Below are 16,992 nucleotides of genomic sequence, written 5' to 3' on the forward strand. Positions count from 1 at the left end.
TTTGTGGTTGCAGCCCGCGATTGGGCGGCTTACCCCCGCCGGACAATCCCAAGCCAGAGCATGACCATGACCGCCTCGCCCCTCGGATCGGCCTATTGGACCGGCTTTCGCCACGGCGCACCGTTCCTTCTGGTGATCCTGCCCTTCGGCCTGTTGTTCGGCGTGGTCGGCACCGAGGCAGGGCTGAACATCGCCGAGGTAATGGGCTTTTCGGTGCTGGTGATCGCGGGCGCGGCGCAATTCACGGCCGTTCAGCTGATGGTGGATCAGGCGCCCACGGTGCTGGTGCTGGTGACAGCGCTGGCCGTGAACCTGCGCATGGCGATGTATTCCGCCGCGCTGACCCCTCATCTGGGCGGCGCACCGCTCTGGCAACGGGCGCTGGCCGCCTATTTCCTGGTCGACCAGACCTATGCGCTGGCCCAGGCCCGCTACGACTCGCGCCCCGAGATGACCCTGGGCGAGCGGCTGGCCTATTACGCGGGCAGCATCACCCCGGTCTGCCCGATGTGGTATGCCGCGACGCTGGCGGGCGCGCTGGCAGGCCAGGCGATCCCGCCCGAATTCGCGCTGGACTTCGCGGTGCCGATCACCTTCCTCGCGATGGTGGCGCCCGCGCTGCGGACGCTGGCCCATGTGGCTGCGGCCGGAACCTCGGTCGCGGTGGCGCTGACGCTGGCCGTCCTGCCCTATCAGGCGGGTGTGCTGATCGCGGGGCTGGTGGCGATGATCGTGGGGGCACAGGTGGAATTGCGGATGGGAAACCGGGAATGACCCAGTCGAGCCTGGAGATCTGGACGATCATCATTCTGCTGGGGATCGGAACCTTCCTGATCCGGTTCTCGTTCCTGGGGATGATCGGCGAACGGCCCTTGCCCGACTGGCTGCTGCGGCATCTGCGCTATACCCCGGTCGCGGTACTGCCCGCGCTGGTCGCCCCCATGGTGGTCTGGCCGCAGGCGACGGGCGGCGAGACCGACCCCGCCCGGATGCTGGCCGCGCTTGCCACGCTGGGGGTGGGCCATGTCACGAAGAATGTGCTGGCCGCGATCGGGGCGGGGGCGGTCACGCTGTACGGGATGCTGTTCCTGCTGGGATAGGCGCCGGGTTTCGGCTTGCTGCGCAAGCCGACCCGCCGGGGGCGCTGCCCCCGGACCCCCGGGATATTTTTGGCCAGGAGAAGGGGATGGCGGGACGCCGGGCTCAGTCTGCCGCGGCCAGTTCGGCAACGCGGGCGCGATGCTGGGCCTTGAGAAGTTCGCTGTTCCCGTCCGGATCGTCGTCGCGGATGGTTTCGGTCCGGACCCCGGGCAGCGCGGCGAAGGCATCCATGATCGACCTGGGCCGGACGGTGGCGGGGATGGTCTGGAAGCCGGGCACCTGGCGCAGCACCTGGCTGACGGAGCGGCCGCACATGGCCTTGGGCGCGGCGCCGAAGGCTTCGGCCACGCGCAGCGCCCGTTCGGCGGTTTCGGGCGAAACCTCGACTGTCTGGGTGATGACGCGATAGGTCTCGCGCGCGTGGTAGTCGATGTAGAAATCCAGCATCGTGGGCGTGATGCCGTAAAGCACATCGTTGCGCTCGGGCACGGTGCGGTGCCACCAGGTTCCGGCCGGATCGAAGATCACCCGCTGGCTGGCGCTGATCATCAGGGCCGAATGTGCCCCGGCATCCGACCGATTGGCGATCACCGTGAACAGCGTGATCGAGGGCGGGCCGGGATGACGATAGGCGGCGCGGGCCACATCCTCGTCCGGCGCCCAGACCGGTTCGGCGCAACCGGCCAGCAGGAACAGGAGCAGGGCAGCGAGGAGGGGGAGTTTCGTGGCGGCGAAGGGGCGGTGCGCCTGTCCCACCGGCACCGGGTTGGTCGATATCATCTGCGCGCCTTGTCCCGTTTTCCTGCCCCGGGCGGCAGGCTAGCGGATCGGGTGGGGGCTGTCACGCCCCCGGCCCCTCGACGCGCTGAAACAGCCAGGCGCCATCCTCGCGCTGCGAACGGCGGGCGCGGCCGGTCAGGAACAGGTGGTTGAGATGGCCCACCGCCTCGACCAGGGCGAGGACATATTCGGCCGGGCCGATCTCGCGCCGGTAGAGCGCGGGGAAGCAGTCGCAGGCGGTGCGCGGCCGGTCGATATGGGCGATCAGCCGGTCAAGCGCGCCGTGATGGTTGTCGATCAGTTGCACCAGCCGCGTGGGCAAGCCGGTAAAGGGCAGCTTGTGGCCGGGCAGCACCAGATGATCCTCGCGCGCATGGGCGGCAAGCCGGGTGCAGCTGGACAGCCAGGCCGCGACGGGGTCGTTCAGCGGTTCGGTGGCGTAGACCCCGAGATTGGGCGAGATCGAGGGAAGAAGCTGGTCGCCGCCGATCACGAGATTGCAGTCCCGGCTCCAGAGGGTGACATGGTCGCGCGCATGCCCGTCGCCCAGCCGCACGTCCCAGTCGCGCCCGCCCGCGCGGATCACGTCGCCCTCGGCCATGTCGCGAAAGCCCAGCGGCATCGGCGCCACCGTGTCGGCGAAATTGAACGGGCGCTGGGCGGCGCGTTCGGCGTAAAGGGCAGGATCCATGCCCGCGCCGCGCCAATGGGCCAGCGTCTCGGGCGCGGGGCGGTCCTGTTCGTCGAGTTGCAGCATGCGCGCGAACAGCCAAGCGACGCGGCTGGTCCAGAGTTCGGCGCCATGTTCGGACTGGAACCAGCCCGCCAGCCCCACATGGTCGGGATGGTGATGGGTGACGATGACGCGCGTGACCGGCTTGCCGTTCAGCGGCCCCGCCATCAGCGCCTGCCACAGCGCGCGGGACCGGCGCGAGGCGATGCCGGTATCGACCACGGTCCAGTCCGCGCCATCGTCCAGCGCGTAGACATTCACATGATCCAGCGCCATCGGCAGCGGCAGGCGCAGCCACAGCACGCCCTCTGCGATCTCGATGGCGGTGTCGGGGCCAGGCGGGTCGGGGAAGGGGTAGCGGATCGGGCCGCGCGTGCCGTCCATCATGCGGCCAGATCGTCGTCGGACAGCGCATAAAGCGCCGCCGCCCCGGCCCGGGCCTGGGCCAGCAGGGCGGGATGTTCGGGCAGCAGCCGCCCGATGAAGACCCGGGCAAGCGCGCTGCGGGACCCTGCGCCCCCCTCGGCGCGGGCCGCCGCCAGATGGGCGTGGCCGCCCAGCACCCGCGCCCAGGCGCGCAGGAAGGGCACGGCACCGGCGAAGCGGTCGGTCTGGTCCCGGGTCAGCATCCATTCGGTCGTCTCGCGCAGCGTCTCGGCGGCGGCCCAGACCTCGCCGGCAAGATCGGGCAGCAGGGCGCGCGCGGCTTCGGCGCCCTGTTCGATCTCTTCCAGCAGGCGCCAGGCCGCCTCGCCGCCATCCATCAGCTTGCGGCCGACCAGATCCATCGCCTGGATGCCATTGGTGCCCTCGTAGATCGGAGTCACGCGCACGTCGCGCAGGAATTGCGCCGCGCCGGTCTGCTCGACAAAGCCCATGCCGCCATGGATCTGCATCCCGGCCGAGGCGACATCGACCCCGGTATCGGTGCCATAGGCCTTGGCGATGGGCGTCAGGAATGCGGCGCGGGCGGCCCAGTCGGCCTGTCCCGTGGCGTCCGCCATGTCGATCGCCACCGCGCAGGACAGGGCGATGGCGCGGGCGGCGAAGATCTCGGCCCGCATGGCGGCCAGCATCCGGCGGATATCGGCATGGCCGATGATGGCCTCGCCCTGCGGTGTCGGCCCCTGTCGCCGTTCGCGGGCATAGGCCAGCGCGTGCTGGAACGCGGCTTCGGCAACGCCGATCCCCTGCATCCCGACGCCAAGGCGGGCATTGTTCATCATGGTGAACATCGCCGCCATGCCGCGATGCGCCTCGCCCACCAGCCAGCCGGTCGCGCCGTCATAATCCATCATCGCGGTCGGGCTGCCATGCAGCCCCAGCTTGTGTTCCAGGCTGACCACCCGCAGGCTGTTACGCGCACCGGGATTGCCGTCGGCATCAGGGATGTTGCGCGGCACAAGGAACAGGCTGATGCCGCGGGTGCCCGGGGGCGCATCGGGCAGGCGGGCAAGGACCAGATGGACGACATTGCCGATGAATTCGGAATCCGCCCAGGAGATGAAGATCTTCTGCCCCGTGATCGCGTAGGTTCCGTCGCCCTGCGGCACCGCGACGGTGCGCACCGCCCCCACATCGCTGCCCGCCTGCGGTTCGGTCAGGTTCATCGTGCCCGACCATTCGCCCGAGATCAGTTTCGGCAGGTAAAGCGCCTTGAGCCTGTCGCTGGCATGATGGCTCAGCGCCTCGATCTGGCCCTGGGTCAACAGGGGCGCGATCTGAAGCGCAAGGCAGGCGCCGCTCATCATTTCGGTCACCGCCATGGCCAGCGTCTGGGGCAGGCCCATGCCGCCATGCTCGGCGGGGGCGGCCAGACCGATCCAGCCGCCTTCGGCAATGGCGCGCCAGCCCTCGGCGAAACCGGGGGGCGTGCGGACGATGCCGTTTTCCAGCCGCGCGGGGTGCAGATCGCCCACCCGTTGCAGGGGTGCCATGACGTCCTCGCAAAGCCTGCCCGCGCCGTCCAGGATCGCGGCGGTCAGATCCGGCGTGGCCTCGGCGAAACGCGCGGTGGCGGCGAGATCGGGGAAGCCTGCCACATGATCGAGCAGGAAGCGGATATCGGCCACGGGGGCACGGTACGACATGGGATCCTCCCTCTCCTGCTGCCTTGTCCCCGGGGCGGGGCGGCTGTACCAGTCCGGCGGGGTATGGCAGAGGTCGTGCGCAGGGTAAACGACCGCCCCGCCCCATCAAGTCCAACGCAACGTCACCAGGGGCGCAGACCATGAGCGCAGAGATACTGAAGCCCGATGCCGACGGGCTTGCCCGTGCGGCGACGCTGCTGGGGGCGGGCGAACTGGTCGCCTTTCCGACCGAGACGGTTTACGGGCTGGGCGCGGATGCGCGCAACGACCGGGCGGTGGCGCGGATCTTCGAGGCCAAGGGGCGGCCGCATTTCAACCCGCTGATCGTGCATCTGGCCGATGCCGCGCATGCGGCGCGATACGCGGTGCTGGACGGCGCGGCCGAGCGGCTGGCCGCAGCCTTCTGGCCCGGTGCGCTGACGCTGGTGCTGCCCTTGCGCACGGATGCGGGCACGGATGCAAGGCTGTCGCCTCTGGTCAGTGCAGGGCTGCCAACCGTAGCGCTGCGGGTGCCCGATCATCCGGTGGCCCATGGCCTGCTGGCGGCGTTCGGCGGGCCGGTCGCCGCACCCTCGGCCAACCGCTCGGGCAGCGTCAGCCCGACACGCGCCGCGCATGTGCTGCACGGGCTTGGCGAGCGGATCGCGGCGGTGGTGGATGGCGGGGCCTGCCCGGTGGGGGTCGAATCGACGATTCTGGGCTTCGACCCCGCGCCGGTGCTGCTGCGCCCGGGCGGGCTGCCGGTCGAGGCGATCGAGGAGTGCCTTGGCGCGCGGCTGACCGTGCGCAAGGCGGGCGATGCGATCAGCGCGCCGGGGCAGCTTTCGTCGCATTACGCCCCGGGGGCGGCCGTGATGCTGGAGGCCCAGACGCCGCCCGAGGGCGCGCTTTGGCTGGGCTTTGGGCCGGGCTGCGACGGGGCGGCGCTGAACCTGTCGCCAGCGGGCGATCTGGTCGAGGCGGCGGCGAACCTGTTCCATGCGCTGCGCGACCTGGATGCCCGTGCCGCGCCGGGCCAGCCCATCGCCGTCGCGCCGATTCCCGATCACGGGCTGGGCCGGGCGATCAACGACCGGCTGCGCCGGGCCGCTGCGCCGCGCGGCTGATCAGGCCCGACCGGCGGTTGCCGACAGCATCAGCGGCTCGATCCCCAGCGATCTGAGCGCGCGTTCCCATTTGGAGCCATCGGCATTGTCGAACACGATTTCGGGCACCGCCTCGCAGGTCAGCCAGCCATTGCCCCGGATCTCGCCTTCAAGCTGGCCCGGCCCCCAGCCGGCATAGCCCAGCGCCAGAAGCGACTCGGCCGGACCCTGCCCCCGGGCGATATCCTCCAGGATATCCAGCGTCGCCGTCATGCCGAACCGGCCATCCACCCGCAGCGTCGTCTCGCTGCCGGAATTGTACTCGCCCGAATGCAGCACGAAGCCGCGGGCATGTTCGACCGGGCCGCCGAAATGCACGCGGATGTCGCGCGCGTCGGGCGCCCGCGCGATGCCAAGCTGGCCAAGCAGATCGGTAAAGGACAACTCGGACAGAGGCTTGTTCACGATCAGCCCCATCGCCCCTTCCTCGGAATGGGCACAAAGAAAGACCACGCTTTTCTCGAAGCGGGGATCGCCCATGCCGGGCATCGCGATAAGAAGCTTGCCGCCAAGTTGCATCTGATACCGCCCGGACCGCCGTTGCTGACAGCATGTGCCTCCGGGCGCCATGGCGCAAGGGCAGCACGCGACAATTTTCGCGACGCTCTCGCCCGAATGTGATTTCCCGCCTGTGCGCCGCTGCTTATGTTGCTGGCCATGACCTCTACCCGCATTGTCCGACTGGCCGCCGCAGCGGCGCTTGCGCTGGGACTGGCGCAGACCGCCCCGGCAGGTCCGCCCGAGGATGTCCTGCGCGCCGAGATCCTGCCCGGCTGGAAGACCCCCGAGGGGACATACATGGCCGGGCTGAAACTGCGGCTTGCGCCGGGGTGGAAGACCTATTGGCGGGCGCCGGGCGATGCCGGGGTGCCGCCGCGCTTCGACTGGTCGGGATCCGGGAACATGGCGGGCGTCCGGGTCCACTGGCCGGTGCCGCGGGTGTTCACGTCGAACGGGCTGCGCACTATCGGCTATGAACGCGAGGTGGTGCTGCCGCTGGAACTGACGCCGCGCGAGCCGGGCCAGCCGGTCGAACTGCGCGCCCGGGTCGAGCTTGGGGTATGTCAGGACATCTGCCTGCCGATGGAATTGCGGCTTACCGGCATGCTGCCCGCCGAAGGCGGGGCCGAGGCGATCCGTGCTGCGCTTGACGCCCGGCCGCTGACCGCGCGCGAGGCAAAGGTCGGCGCGGTGCGCTGCACCGTGGAACCGATCCGGGACGGTCTGCGTCTGACCGCCGAGATCGAGGTGGCGGCGCTGGGCGCGGGAGAAACGGTGGTGTTCGAATTGCCGGACCCGTCGATCTGGGTGTCCGAGGCCGACATGGCGCGGCAAGGCGGGCGGCTGGTCGCGCAGGCGGATCTGGTTCCGGCAAGCGGAACGCCCTTTGCGCTGGACCGTTCGGAACTGCGCATCACGCTGCTGGGCGAGCGTCGGGCGGTCGATATCCGCGGCTGCGCGGGGCGCTGAGCGCCCGCTGCGAGCGAAACCCGGCCTATGGGGGTTACGGTGCCTGGCCGCTGCCCCCCGCGCGGGCCATGGCGCGCGCAGCAAGCCCATAGGCCAGCACCAGCATCCCCGCAGCGCCGACAAGGAACAGCACCAGCGCCGCGGCCATCGGCTGTCCGGCCATCCCCGGCAGCGGCGCAGGCGGCGCACCCGTCGCCAGCACTACCCCGACCGTCGCCGCGAACAGCACCGCCAGCCCCACCGCCGCCAGCCCCGTCGCGCGCCCCACGACCGCCGCCCGGCCGCCGCGCGCGCGTCCGCGCAGGCCGTGGCGCAGGGCACGGATCTGGCGGCTGACATCCTGTTGCACCGCCAGAAGCGCCGGCACCACCAGCAGGACCAGCAGCATCCCGAAGCCCAGCCCGTAGACCAGCGTGATGACTGTCGGTTTCAGGAACTGCGCCTGTTGCGATTTCTCGAACAGAAGCGGCATCAGCCCCAGAACGGTCGTCAGCGTGGTCAGCAGAACCGGCCGCAGCCGGTCCGCGGCCGCATCCACGATGGCGGGGATCAGGCCGCGCGAGCGGGCGTAATCGTCCACCGTGCTGACCAGCACGATCGAATCGTTGATGATGATGCCCACCATCCCGATCAGCCCGACCACGGTGAACATCGACATCGGCACGTCCCAGGCCATGTGGCCATAGATCGTGCCGACCAGCCCGAAGGGAATGATCGCCATCACCACCACCGGCCGCGACCAGCTTGAGAAGATCCAGGCCAGCGTCAGGTAGATGCCGATCAGCCCGAGGCTCAGCCCCAGCCGGGCATCGGCCATGAAGTCCTGTTCCTGCTCGGACAGGCCGCCCAGGCGGAACGCAACGCCCAGATCGCTTTCGATGCGGGGCAGGATCACCTGCTCCAGCTCGCGCATGATCTCTTCGGCCCGCGCCGGATCGTCCTCGGACAGATCGCCCGTGACGGAAACCACGCGCAGCCCGTTCTCGCGCCGCACGGTCGAGAAGCCGGTGCGCCGCTCGACCGAGACGATATCGGCCAGCGGCAGGTAGACCCCCGAAGGCGCGCGCAGAAGCGTGCGGTCCAGGAAATCCGCCGTCAACTCGCCCGCGGGCAGTTCCACCCGGATCGCGGCCGAACGCGGCCCGTCGGGATAGGTCGCGGCCTCGATCCCGTTCAGCCGGTGGCGCAGCACCCGGCCCAGTTCCTCGATGGTGAAGCCCAGCGCCGCGCCCTGCGCCGTCAGGTCGAGCAGCAATTCCTCCTTGTCATAGGCCATGCTGTCCTCGACCGCCGAAACCTCGCCATACTGGGCAAGGGCGGCCTTCAGCGCCTCGGCCGCCGCCTTGAGCGTGGCGGCATCGGCGCCATAGAACTGCACGTCCAGCGCATCGCCGCCGGGGCCCGACCGCCAGCCGCGGAAGCTGACCGTCTCGGCCATCGGATGCTCGCGCACCTCGTCCTGAAGATCGGCGACGAACTGGAACGAGGAATAGGAACGCAGATCGGGGTCGATCAGTTCGATGGCGATCGAGCCCAACAGGTCGGCATCCTTGACATCCGCCCCCGCCATCCCGCGCCCGGCATTGCCGCCGATCTCGGCGATGGCGTAATCGACCGGGTTGCGGCCATGCTCGGCCTCGTAGCGGGCGGCAACGGCCTGGGTGGCGCGCTGCATCTCGCGCATCATCTCCAGCGTGTCCTCGCGGCTGGCGCCGGGCAGCATCGCGAAATTGCCGGTGACCGAGCTTTGCTCGGGCGCGTTGAAGAACCGCCAGGACACATCACCCCGGATCAGCAGCGCCACCTGGCTGGCCAGCAGCAGCACCGCCAGCGCCAGCACAGGATAGCGCGCGCGGATCACCAGCCCCATGAAGGGCCGGAACAGACGGTCGCGCACCCAGCGGAAACCGCGGTTGAAGGCGCGCGAGGGGGCATCATACCAATGCTCCTTGGCGGTGTGGGCCAGCGCATGCGCCATGTGATGCGGCAGGATCAGGAAGCATTCCACCAGCGAGGCGACCAGCACCGCGATCACGGTAAAGGGAATGTCGGCGATCATGTGGCCGAACCGCCCGCCGATCACGACCAGCGCCAGAAAGGCGATGATCGTGGTCAGCGTGGCCGAGAAGACCGGCGCCGCCATCCGACGGGCGGCGTTCTCGGCGGCCTCGACGGGCGCCTCGCGCAGGCGGCGGGCGCGGAAATCGGCATGTTCCCCCACCACGATGGCATCGTCCACCACGATGCCCAGCGTGATGATCAGCGCGAACAACGAGATCATGTTGATCGTCAGCCCGAAGGCATACATCAGCGCCACGGTGGCCAGCATCGCCACCGGAATACCCGCCGCAACCCAGAAGGCGGTGCGCGCGTTCAGGAACAGGAACAGCAGCACCAGCACCAGACCAAGCCCCATCAGGCCGTTGTTCAGCAGGATGTCGAGCCGCCCCGAGATGTATTCGGCCCGGGTGCGGATCAGTTCGACCGAGACGCCTTCGGGCAGGGTGGTGCGCAATTCGGCCGCCACGGCTTCGACCCGGCGCTGCAACTCTATCGCGTCGCCCCGGTCAGAGCGGTCCACCCGGATCGTGATCGCCGGATCCTCGCCCACGAAATAGGCGCGCTCGCGATCCACGCCCTCGACCCGGATTGTGGCCAGATCGGCGATTGTCAGCGTCGAGCCATCCGCGTTCGAGCGCAGCACCAGCGCCCCGATCTGCTCGGCGCTGCGCTTTTCGGCGCCGGTGCGCACCCGCGCGGTGCCGCCCGACACATCGCCCGCAGGCGCGGTCGCGGCCTCGGCGGCGATGACCTGGGCGATCTGGGCCATGCTGATGTCATGGCGGATCAGTTCGGCCGAGGGCACCTCGACCACGGTTTCGGGCGCGGCCAGCCCGCGCAGCGTGGTCCGGGTGACGCCGACCGCGAACAGCCGCGCCACCAGTTCGTCGGCAAGCCGGCCCAACTGGTCCACCGCGACGGGGCCGGTCAGGACGATATCGGTCACCTGATCGCGCCAGGATCCGCGGCGCACCTCGGGGACATCGGCCTCGGCGGGAAGCGTGCGCACCCCGTCCACCGCTGTCTGCACATCGTCGGCGGCGCGCGACATGTCCCAGCCCGGTTCGAAATCCAGCGTGATGAAGGCCGAGCCTTCGGTCGCGCGCGACGAACTTTTCTCGATCCCGTCAATCGCGATCAGAACGGGCTCCAGCACCTGCACGATGCCGGTATCCACATCCTCGGCGCCCGCACCGTCCCATTTCACGCTCACGGTAACGCTGTCGATCACCACATCGGGGAAGAACTGCGCCCGCATCCTGGGCGCGGCGGCCAGGCCCGCGACGATCAGCATGACCAGCAACAGGTTCGCGGCGGTGCGGTGGCGGGTGAAATAGGACAGAAGCCCGCCGACCGCGCTGGGAATCGGGCGCGTCATGGCCTAGCCCCCCATCCGGGATTCAAGCCGCTCGACCACCCGCACCGGCACGCGGTCCTGTTCAAGCTGGGCACGCACCCGGGCCTTGGCCTCGTCGGGCATCATCGGATTGGACTCGACAAAGGCGATCAGCGCGGCGCGGCGTTCGGGCGACAGCTCGACCGTTTCGGGGGCGTCCCCGGCAGCCTCTGCGCCCGGGCGCAGCGGGCGCACCCGGATCCCGGCCCCAAGAAGCGGCGTGCGCTCGGCCACCACCTCGCGCCCGGCAAGACCGGCGGCGCGCACGATCACATCGTCGCCCTGACGGCGCAGCAACTCGACCTGCACCGCCTCCAGCCGGTCATCCTCGCCCAGCACCAGCACCTGCGCGGCCGCATCCAGCGCGGTCGCAGGCAGGCGCGCAACGCGCTCAAGCGGCGGTTCCTCAAGATGGACAGTAACGAAATCGCCCGGCCGGAAGCCCGGCGCGTTTTCCAGGCTGGCAAACAGCAGCCGCCCGGCCTGCCCCTGCGCAACCGCACCGCTTTCGCGGATCAGTTGGCCCGTCGCGGTCAGGTCGGCGCCGAACACGTCCAGCACGGCGGTCACCGGGGCGGGGCGCAGCGCGCCGCCCTGATCCAGCAGGCGGGTATATTGCGCGGTCGAGACGCGGAACGCGACCTCAAGCGCGGCGGGGTCGATCAGTTGCGCCACCCGTTCGTTCGGCGTGACCAGCCCGCCCTCGACCTGCGACACCTCGGCCAGCGTTCCCGAGAAGGCGGCGAAAAGCTCGGTATCGGCCAGCGCGCGCTCGGCCTCGGCCAGCCGGATGCGCGCCCGGGCCAGCGCGTTATGCGCGGTTTCCAGCGCCGCCTCGGCCTGCGCCTCGGACTGGCGGCGGGCAACCACGGCCTGCGCGGCGGCAGAGGCCGCCAGCGCGGCATCCTCGACCGTGGCATCGGTGCCCACGCCGCGGGCGCGCAGATCCTGTTGCCGGGCCAGCGCCTGCGCGCGCAGCCGCGCCTGATCCCCGGTCGCGGCCAGTTCCTCGCGCGCAAGGACCAGCTTGCGTTCGGCATCGCGCAGATCGGCCTCGGCCCCGGCCAGATCGGTCTGCGCCACATCGCGCGCCCATTGCGCGTTCGAGGGGTCCACCCGCAGGATCAGCTCGCCCGCCTTGACGCGCCCGCCCTCTTCGAACGCGGGATGCAGGTCCACCACCCGGCCGCCCGCCTCGGCGCGCAGATCAAGCGTGCGGCGCGCGCGTACCTCGCCAAAGGCGGTCAGCACCGGCGATATGGTCTCGGGCGTGACGGTCACGACATTGGCGGCAAAGACCCGTTCGCGGGCGGGGCGCTGGCCGGGCTGATCGGCAAGACGGGCCTGAATGGCCGAACTGACCATATGCCCGGCCCAAGCCAGCAGCCCGAAGGTCAGGGCGACAAGGAACAGCCCGACAAGGCTGCGGCGGAGAAAATTCATCTGCCAGTTTCCTTTCCCGGCCGGTCAACCCGTGCCCGTGCCAAAGCAATAGCGCCTGCCGGGCCGCGCACCCAACACATATGCGTTACGCGCGATGTATCTATTTCCGTCGGTGATGTTCGTCGAGCCGGGGAAAAATCTCGACGAAATTGCAGGGCCGGTGGCGATAGTCGAACTGATGGACCAGAATTTCGTCCCAGGCATCCTTGCAGGCGCCGGGGCTGCCGGGCAGCGCGAACAGATAGGTGCCGTTCGCAACACCCCCGGTCGCGCGGCTTTGCACCGCCGAGGTGCCGATCTTCTGCATCGAGACGATGGTGAAGACGGTCGCAAACGCCTCGATCTCCTTTTCATAGACGTCGCGATGCGCCTCGACGCTGACATCGCGGCCGGTCAGCCCGGTGCCGCCTGTGGAGATCACCACATCCACGCCTGGATCGGCGCACCAGTCGCGCAGTTGCGCGGCGATCTGGTCGCGCTCGTCGGGCAGGATCGCGCGGGCGGCAAGGACATGGCCCGCCGCCGCGATCCGGTCGACCAGCGTCTGGCCCGAGCGGTCGTCGTCCAGCGTGCGGCTGTCGGACACCGTCAGAACCGCGATGCGGACCGGGATGAACTCTTTCGGGCCTGTGCTGTGGCTCATGGCCGGGCTCCGATCTCGAACCAGTTGACGCGGGGACCCAGATTGACCACGCGGGTCGCGCCGATCATCCCCTCACGCCCCCAGCAATCATGGATATGGCCGCAGACCGCAAGCTGCGGCTGCACCCGGGCGATGGCATCGCGGATCGCGGTCGAGCCGACCGAGAACCATCCCCCCGTGACATCGGCGATGCCCTTGGGCGGCGAATGGAACACCATCACATCGGCAGCCTCGCACGGGGCCAGCAGGTCTGCCGCCGCCTCCTCGGTCAGATCGCAGGACCAGGCGCCGAAGGGCGTGACCGGCACGCCATAGCCCAGCCCGAACAGCCTAAGCCCGCCGATCTCGACCCCTTCGCCATGCAGCACATGCGCCCCGGCGGGCGCGGCCGCGCGCAACTCGTCCAGGCTTTCGCAATTGCCCGGAACCATGACAAAGGGCGCGGCGATCCCCTCGATCATCGCCATGGCCTGATCCAGACCTTCGCGGCGGTTGCAGAAATCGCCCGCGCCGATGACAAGATCGGCCTCGGCCGAGGCGGCGACCAGCGCATCGGCGGCGTCCTGCGAGATATGGAGGTCGGAAAAGGCAAGTATCTTCATGCGGTCTCCCTCAGACGGGCCTGAAGCATCAGAAGGTCGTGCCAGGCCTCGCGTTTCGCAAGCGGGTTGCGCAGCAGATAGGCCGGGTGGAACATCGGCAGAACCGGCCGCCCCAGCGCCTGCGCCCAATGCCCGCGCAACCGGGTGATGCCCTTGCGGCCCAGCAGCGCGCCGCAGGAATGGTTGCCCATCAGCACCAGCACCTGCGGGTCGATCAGCGCCACATGGCGTTCCAGAAAGGGCAGCATCATCGCCACCTCCTGCGGCTCGGGGTCGCGGTTCTGCGGCGGCCGCCAGGGCAGGACATTGGTGATGTAAAGCGCGCGGGCGGGGTCGGGTGCGGCGCGATCAAGGCCGATGCTGGCGAACATCCGGTCCAGCAACTGCCCGGCCCGGCCGACAAAGGGCTTGCCCTGGATATCCTCGTCCCGGCCCGGCGCCTCGCCGATCACCATGACGCGGGCCTTCGGGTTTCCATCGGAAAAGACCAGCGATTTCGCGCCCTTCTTCAACTCGCAATGCTTATAGGCGGCAAGTGCGGCGCGCAAGCCATGGCGGTCGGCCGCCCCGGCGGCCGCCGCACGGGCGACAAGGACCGGATCGACCTCGGGCAATAGGGCCATCGCGGGCGCAGGCACGGGCGGCACGGCCACGGGTGCCGCCTCGTAGCGGTTGACCGGCGTCTCGCCAATCGCCTCGGTCGCGCCCAGTTCGATCTGCCATTCCAGCAGGGCCAGCGCGGTATGGGGGTCGATCCCGTAATCCATCGCGCAAGGCTAGGGCGACCCCGCGGCGGCGGCAATGGCCATCGCATCCCTTGCCGGGGCGAGGTGCGCTTTCTATAAGCGGGGCGATCAGGTCGGAGGCCCCATGACGTTCCGTTTCCGCCACCTTCTGGGCATCGAGCCGCTGAAGGCAGACGACATCCGCACCATTCTGGATCTTGCCGATCAATATGTCGATCTCAGCCGGGGCGCGTCGAAACATTCCGACGTGCTGGCCGGGCTGACGCAGATCAACATGTTCTTCGAGGCATCGACCCGCACCCAGGCCAGTTTCGAGATCGCGGGCAAGCGGCTGGGGGCGGATGTTATGAACATGTCGATGCAGGCCAGCTCGCTGAAGAAGGGCGAGACGCTGATCGACACCGCGCTGACGCTGAACGCGATGCATCCCGATCTGCTGGTGGTGCGCCATCCGCAATCGGGCGCGGTCGATCTGCTGGCGCAGAAGGTCAATTGCGCCGTGCTGAACGCAGGCGACGGGCGGCACGAACACCCGACTCAGGCGCTGCTGGACGCGCTGACGATCCGCCGCGCCAAGGGGCGGCTGCACCGGCTGACGGTGGCGATCTGCGGCGACATCGCGCATTCCCGCGTGGCGCGCTCGAACATCCTGCTTCTGGGGCGGATGGAAAACCGGGTGCGGCTGATCGGCCCCGCGACGCTGATCCCGGCCAAGGCGGTCGAATTCGGCGTCGAGGTCTACGAGGACATGCGCGAAGGGCTGGCCGGCGCCGATGTGGTGATGATGCTGCGGCTTCAGAAGGAACGGATGGATGGCGGCTTCATCCCCAGCGAGCGCGAATATTACCACCGCTTCGGGCTGGATGCCGAGAAGCTGGCCCATGCCAGGGAGGACGCCATCGTGATGCATCCGGGCCCGATGAACCGGGGGGTCGAGATCGACGGCACGCTGGCCGACGACATCAACCGCAGCGTCATTCAGGAACAGGTCGAGATGGGCGTGGCCGTGCGCATGGCCGCGATGGATCTGCTGGCGCGCAACCTGCGGGCGGAACGGGCGGCGGGGGGTATCCATGTCTGATCCCAAGCTCGGTGCCGATCTGGAAGACGGCGAAACCGTTCAGGCGCAGTTCCGCGCCGACCGCGGCACCTATATCAAGGCGCATCTGCTGCTGGCCGCCATCGCCGGGGCCGGGGCGACGCTGATCCTGGTGATGATCGGCAATCCCTTTCCCTGGGTCGGGATCGTCGCGGCACTGCTCGGCATCGGCGTGCGCGGCGCCTTTCTGATGAGCGAGGAACTGGCGGCCACCTGGACGCTGACCGACCGCGCACTGATGGGTCCGGGCGGGCGGCGGATCCTGTTCGAGAATATCGACAAGGCCCGCAAGCTGGGCGCCGCGGTGCAGGTCGTCACCCGCTCGGGCGACAAGCACCTGATCAAGTTCCTGGCCGACCCCGATGCGGTCGTGGCGCGGATCAAGGCGGCAAAGGGCAAGCGGCGATGAGAACGCTTTTCGGCAATGCCCGCCTGATCGACCCCGAGGCAGGCAGCGACGCCCCCGGCTGGCTGCTGGTCGAGGGCGCGCGGATCCTTGCGACCGGCACGGGCGAGCCACCGCCCGCCGGGACGGTAATCGACTGCGGCGGCCATTGCCTTGCCCCGGGCATCGTCGATATCGGGGTGAAGGTCTGCGAGCCGGGCGAGCGGCACAAGGAAAGCTTTGGCTCGGCAGGGGCGGCGGCAGCGGCGGGGGGCGTGACCACGATGGTCACCCGCCCCGACACGACCCCCGCCATCGACACGCCCGAGGTGCTGGAATTCGTCACCCGCCGCGCCCGCGATGCCTCGCCCGTGCGGATCAAGCCGATGGCCGCACTGACCAAGGGCCGCGAGGGGCGCGAGATGGTCGAGATCGGCTTCCTGCTGGATGCGGGCGCCGTGGCCTTCACCGATGGCGACCGGGTGATCGAGAACACCAAGGTGCTGTCCCGCGCGATGACCTATGCACGCTCGCTTGGCGCGCTGGTGATCGCCCACCCGCAGGATCCGGGCCTGTCGCACGGCGCCTGCGCGACCTCGGGCAAGTTCGCCTCGCTGCGCGGGCTGCCCGCGGTCTCGCCCATGGCCGAACGCATGGCGCTGGACCGCGATCTGGCGCTGGTCGAGATGACCGGCGTGCGCTACCACGCCGACCAGATCACAACCGCCCGCGCCCTGCCCGCACTGGACCGCGCCAAGAGCAATGGCCGCGACGTGACGGCGGGCGTGTCGATCCATCACCTGACGCTGAACGAACTGGATGTCGGCGACTACCGCACCTTCTTCAAGGTCAAGCCCCCCCTGCGCGCCGAAACCGACCGCGTGGCGCTGGTCGGGGCGGTCGCCTCGGGCCTGATCGACGTGATTTCCTCGATGCACACGCCGCAGGACGAGGAATCCAAGCGTCTGCCCTATGAGGCGGCGGCAAGCGGGGCGGTGGCGCTGGAAACGCTCCTGCCCGCGTCGCTGCGGCTCTATCATGCCGGTGCGATCGACCTGCCGCGGCTCTGGCGGGCGCTGTCGCTGAATCCGTCGCGGCGGCTGGGGCTGGAAACCGGGCGGCTTGCCCCCGGCGCCCCGGCCGATCTGGTCTGGTTCGACGCCGATGCGCCCTTCGTGCTGGACCGCTTCGCGCTACGCTCGAAATCGAAGAACACCCCCTTCGACGGGGCGCGGATGCAGGGCCGGGTGCTTGGCACCTGGGTCGCGGGCGCGCGCGTCTTTGGAAAAGGTTGACCC

16 protein-coding genes are annotated in these 16,992 nt (G+C 69.4%); 7 read left to right on the forward strand and 9 right to left on the reverse strand.

Going from position 1 to position 16,992, the window contains the following annotated elements; translation table 11 throughout:
* Positions 1-66: 66 nt before the first annotated feature.
* Positions 67-774 carry an AzlC family ABC transporter permease gene (locus GH815_RS01730; RefSeq protein ID WP_153747239.1) on the forward strand — a complete coding sequence of 236 codons (708 nt, stop codon included), beginning with the start codon at positions 67-69 and terminating at the stop codon, positions 772-774.
* The gene (locus GH815_RS01735; RefSeq protein ID WP_153747022.1) at positions 771-1,100 is read left to right on the forward strand and encodes an AzlD domain-containing protein; all 330 of its coding nucleotides are present in this window, start codon (positions 771-773) and stop codon (positions 1,098-1,100) included. Before GH815_RS01730 ends, GH815_RS01735 begins: the two co-directional genes overlap by 4 nt.
* Positions 1,101-1,203: 103 nt before the next feature.
* Here the strand turns inward: GH815_RS01735 and GH815_RS01740 are convergent, their stop codons facing one another.
* From GH815_RS01740 to GH815_RS01750, 3 genes are all read right to left on the reverse strand, one after another.
* Positions 1,204-1,881, reverse strand: a complete 678-nt coding sequence (locus GH815_RS01740; protein WP_246176267.1) for a hypothetical protein — start codon at positions 1,879-1,881, stop codon at positions 1,204-1,206.
* Positions 1,882-1,942: 61 nt separating this feature from the next.
* Positions 1,943-3,001 (reverse strand): MBL fold metallo-hydrolase, encoded by a 1,059-nt coding sequence (locus GH815_RS01745; protein WP_407072151.1) that lies wholly within the window; start codon positions 2,999-3,001, stop codon positions 1,943-1,945.
* A complete protein-coding gene (locus GH815_RS01750; protein ID WP_153747023.1) occupies positions 2,998-4,704 on the reverse strand; it encodes an acyl-CoA dehydrogenase in 1,707 nt (568 codons plus the stop codon). Before GH815_RS01750 ends, GH815_RS01745 begins: the two co-directional genes overlap by 4 nt.
* Before the next feature lie 140 nt (positions 4,705-4,844).
* Between GH815_RS01750 and GH815_RS01755 the strand changes: the two genes are divergently transcribed.
* Positions 4,845-5,810: an L-threonylcarbamoyladenylate synthase gene (locus tag GH815_RS01755; RefSeq protein ID WP_153747024.1), complete on the forward strand. Its 966-nt coding sequence runs from the start codon at positions 4,845-4,847 to the stop codon at positions 5,808-5,810.
* Here GH815_RS01755 and GH815_RS01760 read toward each other — a convergent pair whose 3' ends face one another.
* Entirely contained in the window at positions 5,811-6,419 is a 609-nt protein-coding gene (locus GH815_RS01760; protein WP_281354763.1) for a YqgE/AlgH family protein, read from the reverse strand.
* A gap of 87 nt (positions 6,420-6,506) precedes the next feature.
* Between GH815_RS01760 and GH815_RS01765 the strand changes: the two genes are divergently transcribed.
* Complete coding sequence (locus GH815_RS01765; protein ID WP_246176268.1) at positions 6,507-7,319, forward strand: protein-disulfide reductase DsbD domain-containing protein; 813 nt, start codon at positions 6,507-6,509, stop codon at positions 7,317-7,319.
* Between the two features lie 34 nt (positions 7,320-7,353).
* On the opposite strand, the gene GH815_RS01770 is transcribed toward GH815_RS01765, so the two are convergent.
* From GH815_RS01770 to GH815_RS01790, 5 genes are all read right to left on the reverse strand, one after another.
* Positions 7,354-10,758 (reverse strand): efflux RND transporter permease subunit, encoded by a 3,405-nt coding sequence (locus tag GH815_RS01770; protein ID WP_153747027.1) that lies wholly within the window; start codon positions 10,756-10,758, stop codon positions 7,354-7,356.
* Between the two features lie 3 nt (positions 10,759-10,761).
* A complete protein-coding gene (locus tag GH815_RS01775; RefSeq protein ID WP_153747028.1) occupies positions 10,762-12,219 on the reverse strand; it encodes an efflux RND transporter periplasmic adaptor subunit in 1,458 nt (485 codons plus the stop codon).
* 100 nt (positions 12,220-12,319) lie between these two features.
* A complete protein-coding gene (gene moaB, locus GH815_RS01780) occupies positions 12,320-12,862 on the reverse strand; it encodes a molybdenum cofactor biosynthesis protein B (protein WP_153747029.1) in 543 nt (180 codons plus the stop codon).
* A complete protein-coding gene (locus GH815_RS01785; RefSeq protein WP_153747030.1) occupies positions 12,859-13,464 on the reverse strand; it encodes a metallophosphoesterase family protein in 606 nt (201 codons plus the stop codon). Before GH815_RS01785 ends, moaB begins: the two co-directional genes overlap by 4 nt.
* Complete coding sequence (locus GH815_RS01790) at positions 13,461-14,231, reverse strand: uracil-DNA glycosylase (RefSeq protein ID WP_153747031.1); 771 nt, start codon at positions 14,229-14,231, stop codon at positions 13,461-13,463. The genes GH815_RS01785 and GH815_RS01790 overlap by 4 nt, the downstream gene beginning before the upstream one ends.
* Before the next feature lie 103 nt (positions 14,232-14,334).
* Here GH815_RS01790 and GH815_RS01795 point away from each other — a divergent pair, with 103 nt between their 5' ends.
* The 3 genes from GH815_RS01795 to pyrC are packed head-to-tail and all read left to right on the forward strand — an operon-like array spanning position 14,335 to position 16,989.
* A complete protein-coding gene (locus GH815_RS01795) occupies positions 14,335-15,291 on the forward strand; it encodes an aspartate carbamoyltransferase catalytic subunit (protein ID WP_153747032.1) in 957 nt (318 codons plus the stop codon).
* Positions 15,284-15,718 (forward strand): hypothetical protein, encoded by a 435-nt coding sequence (locus tag GH815_RS01800; protein WP_153747033.1) that lies wholly within the window; start codon positions 15,284-15,286, stop codon positions 15,716-15,718. Before GH815_RS01795 ends, GH815_RS01800 begins: the two co-directional genes overlap by 8 nt.
* The gene (gene pyrC, locus GH815_RS01805) at positions 15,715-16,989 is read left to right on the forward strand and encodes a dihydroorotase (protein WP_153747034.1); all 1,275 of its coding nucleotides are present in this window, start codon (positions 15,715-15,717) and stop codon (positions 16,987-16,989) included. Before GH815_RS01800 ends, pyrC begins: the two co-directional genes overlap by 4 nt.
* The last annotated feature ends 3 nt before the right edge of the window (positions 16,990-16,992 follow it).

It is taken from the genome of Rhodovulum strictum (genome assembly GCF_009649175.1).
Taxonomy (GTDB): Bacteria; Pseudomonadota; Alphaproteobacteria; order Rhodobacterales; family Rhodobacteraceae; genus Rhodovulum; species Rhodovulum strictum.

What these genes read in the sequence shown, in the direction of transcription:
- GH815_RS01735 (WP_153747022.1), top strand. Translation starts at nt 771, where the DNA reads ATGACCCAGTCGAGCCTGGAGATCTGGACGATCATCATTCTGCTGGGG.
- GH815_RS01745 (WP_407072151.1), bottom strand. Translation starts at nt 3,001, where the DNA reads ATGATGGACGGCACGCGCGGCCCGATCCGCTACCCCTTCCCCGACCCG.
- GH815_RS01765 (WP_246176268.1), top strand. Translation starts at nt 6,507, where the DNA reads ATGACCTCTACCCGCATTGTCCGACTGGCCGCCGCAGCGGCGCTTGCG.
- GH815_RS01775 (WP_153747028.1), bottom strand. Translation starts at nt 12,219, where the DNA reads ATGAATTTTCTCCGCCGCAGCCTTGTCGGGCTGTTCCTTGTCGCCCTG.
- GH815_RS01795 (WP_153747032.1), top strand. Translation starts at nt 14,335, where the DNA reads ATGACGTTCCGTTTCCGCCACCTTCTGGGCATCGAGCCGCTGAAGGCA.
- GH815_RS01790 (WP_153747031.1), bottom strand. Translation starts at nt 14,231, where the DNA reads ATGGATTACGGGATCGACCCCCATACCGCGCTGGCCCTGCTGGAATGG.
- GH815_RS01750 (WP_153747023.1), bottom strand. Translation starts at nt 4,704, where the DNA reads ATGTCGTACCGTGCCCCCGTGGCCGATATCCGCTTCCTGCTCGATCAT.
- pyrC (WP_153747034.1), top strand. Translation starts at nt 15,715, where the DNA reads ATGAGAACGCTTTTCGGCAATGCCCGCCTGATCGACCCCGAGGCAGGC.
- GH815_RS01730 (WP_153747239.1), top strand. Translation starts at nt 67, where the DNA reads ATGACCGCCTCGCCCCTCGGATCGGCCTATTGGACCGGCTTTCGCCAC.
- GH815_RS01770 (WP_153747027.1), bottom strand. Translation starts at nt 10,758, where the DNA reads ATGACGCGCCCGATTCCCAGCGCGGTCGGCGGGCTTCTGTCCTATTTC.
- moaB (WP_153747029.1), bottom strand. Translation starts at nt 12,862, where the DNA reads ATGAGCCACAGCACAGGCCCGAAAGAGTTCATCCCGGTCCGCATCGCG.
- GH815_RS01800 (WP_153747033.1), top strand. Translation starts at nt 15,284, where the DNA reads ATGTCTGATCCCAAGCTCGGTGCCGATCTGGAAGACGGCGAAACCGTT.
- GH815_RS01760 (WP_281354763.1), bottom strand. Translation starts at nt 6,419, where the DNA reads ATGGCGCCCGGAGGCACATGCTGTCAGCAACGGCGGTCCGGGCGGTAT.
- GH815_RS01785 (WP_153747030.1), bottom strand. Translation starts at nt 13,464, where the DNA reads ATGAAGATACTTGCCTTTTCCGACCTCCATATCTCGCAGGACGCCGCC.
- GH815_RS01740 (WP_246176267.1), bottom strand. Translation starts at nt 1,881, where the DNA reads ATGATATCGACCAACCCGGTGCCGGTGGGACAGGCGCACCGCCCCTTC.
- GH815_RS01755 (WP_153747024.1), top strand. Translation starts at nt 4,845, where the DNA reads ATGAGCGCAGAGATACTGAAGCCCGATGCCGACGGGCTTGCCCGTGCG.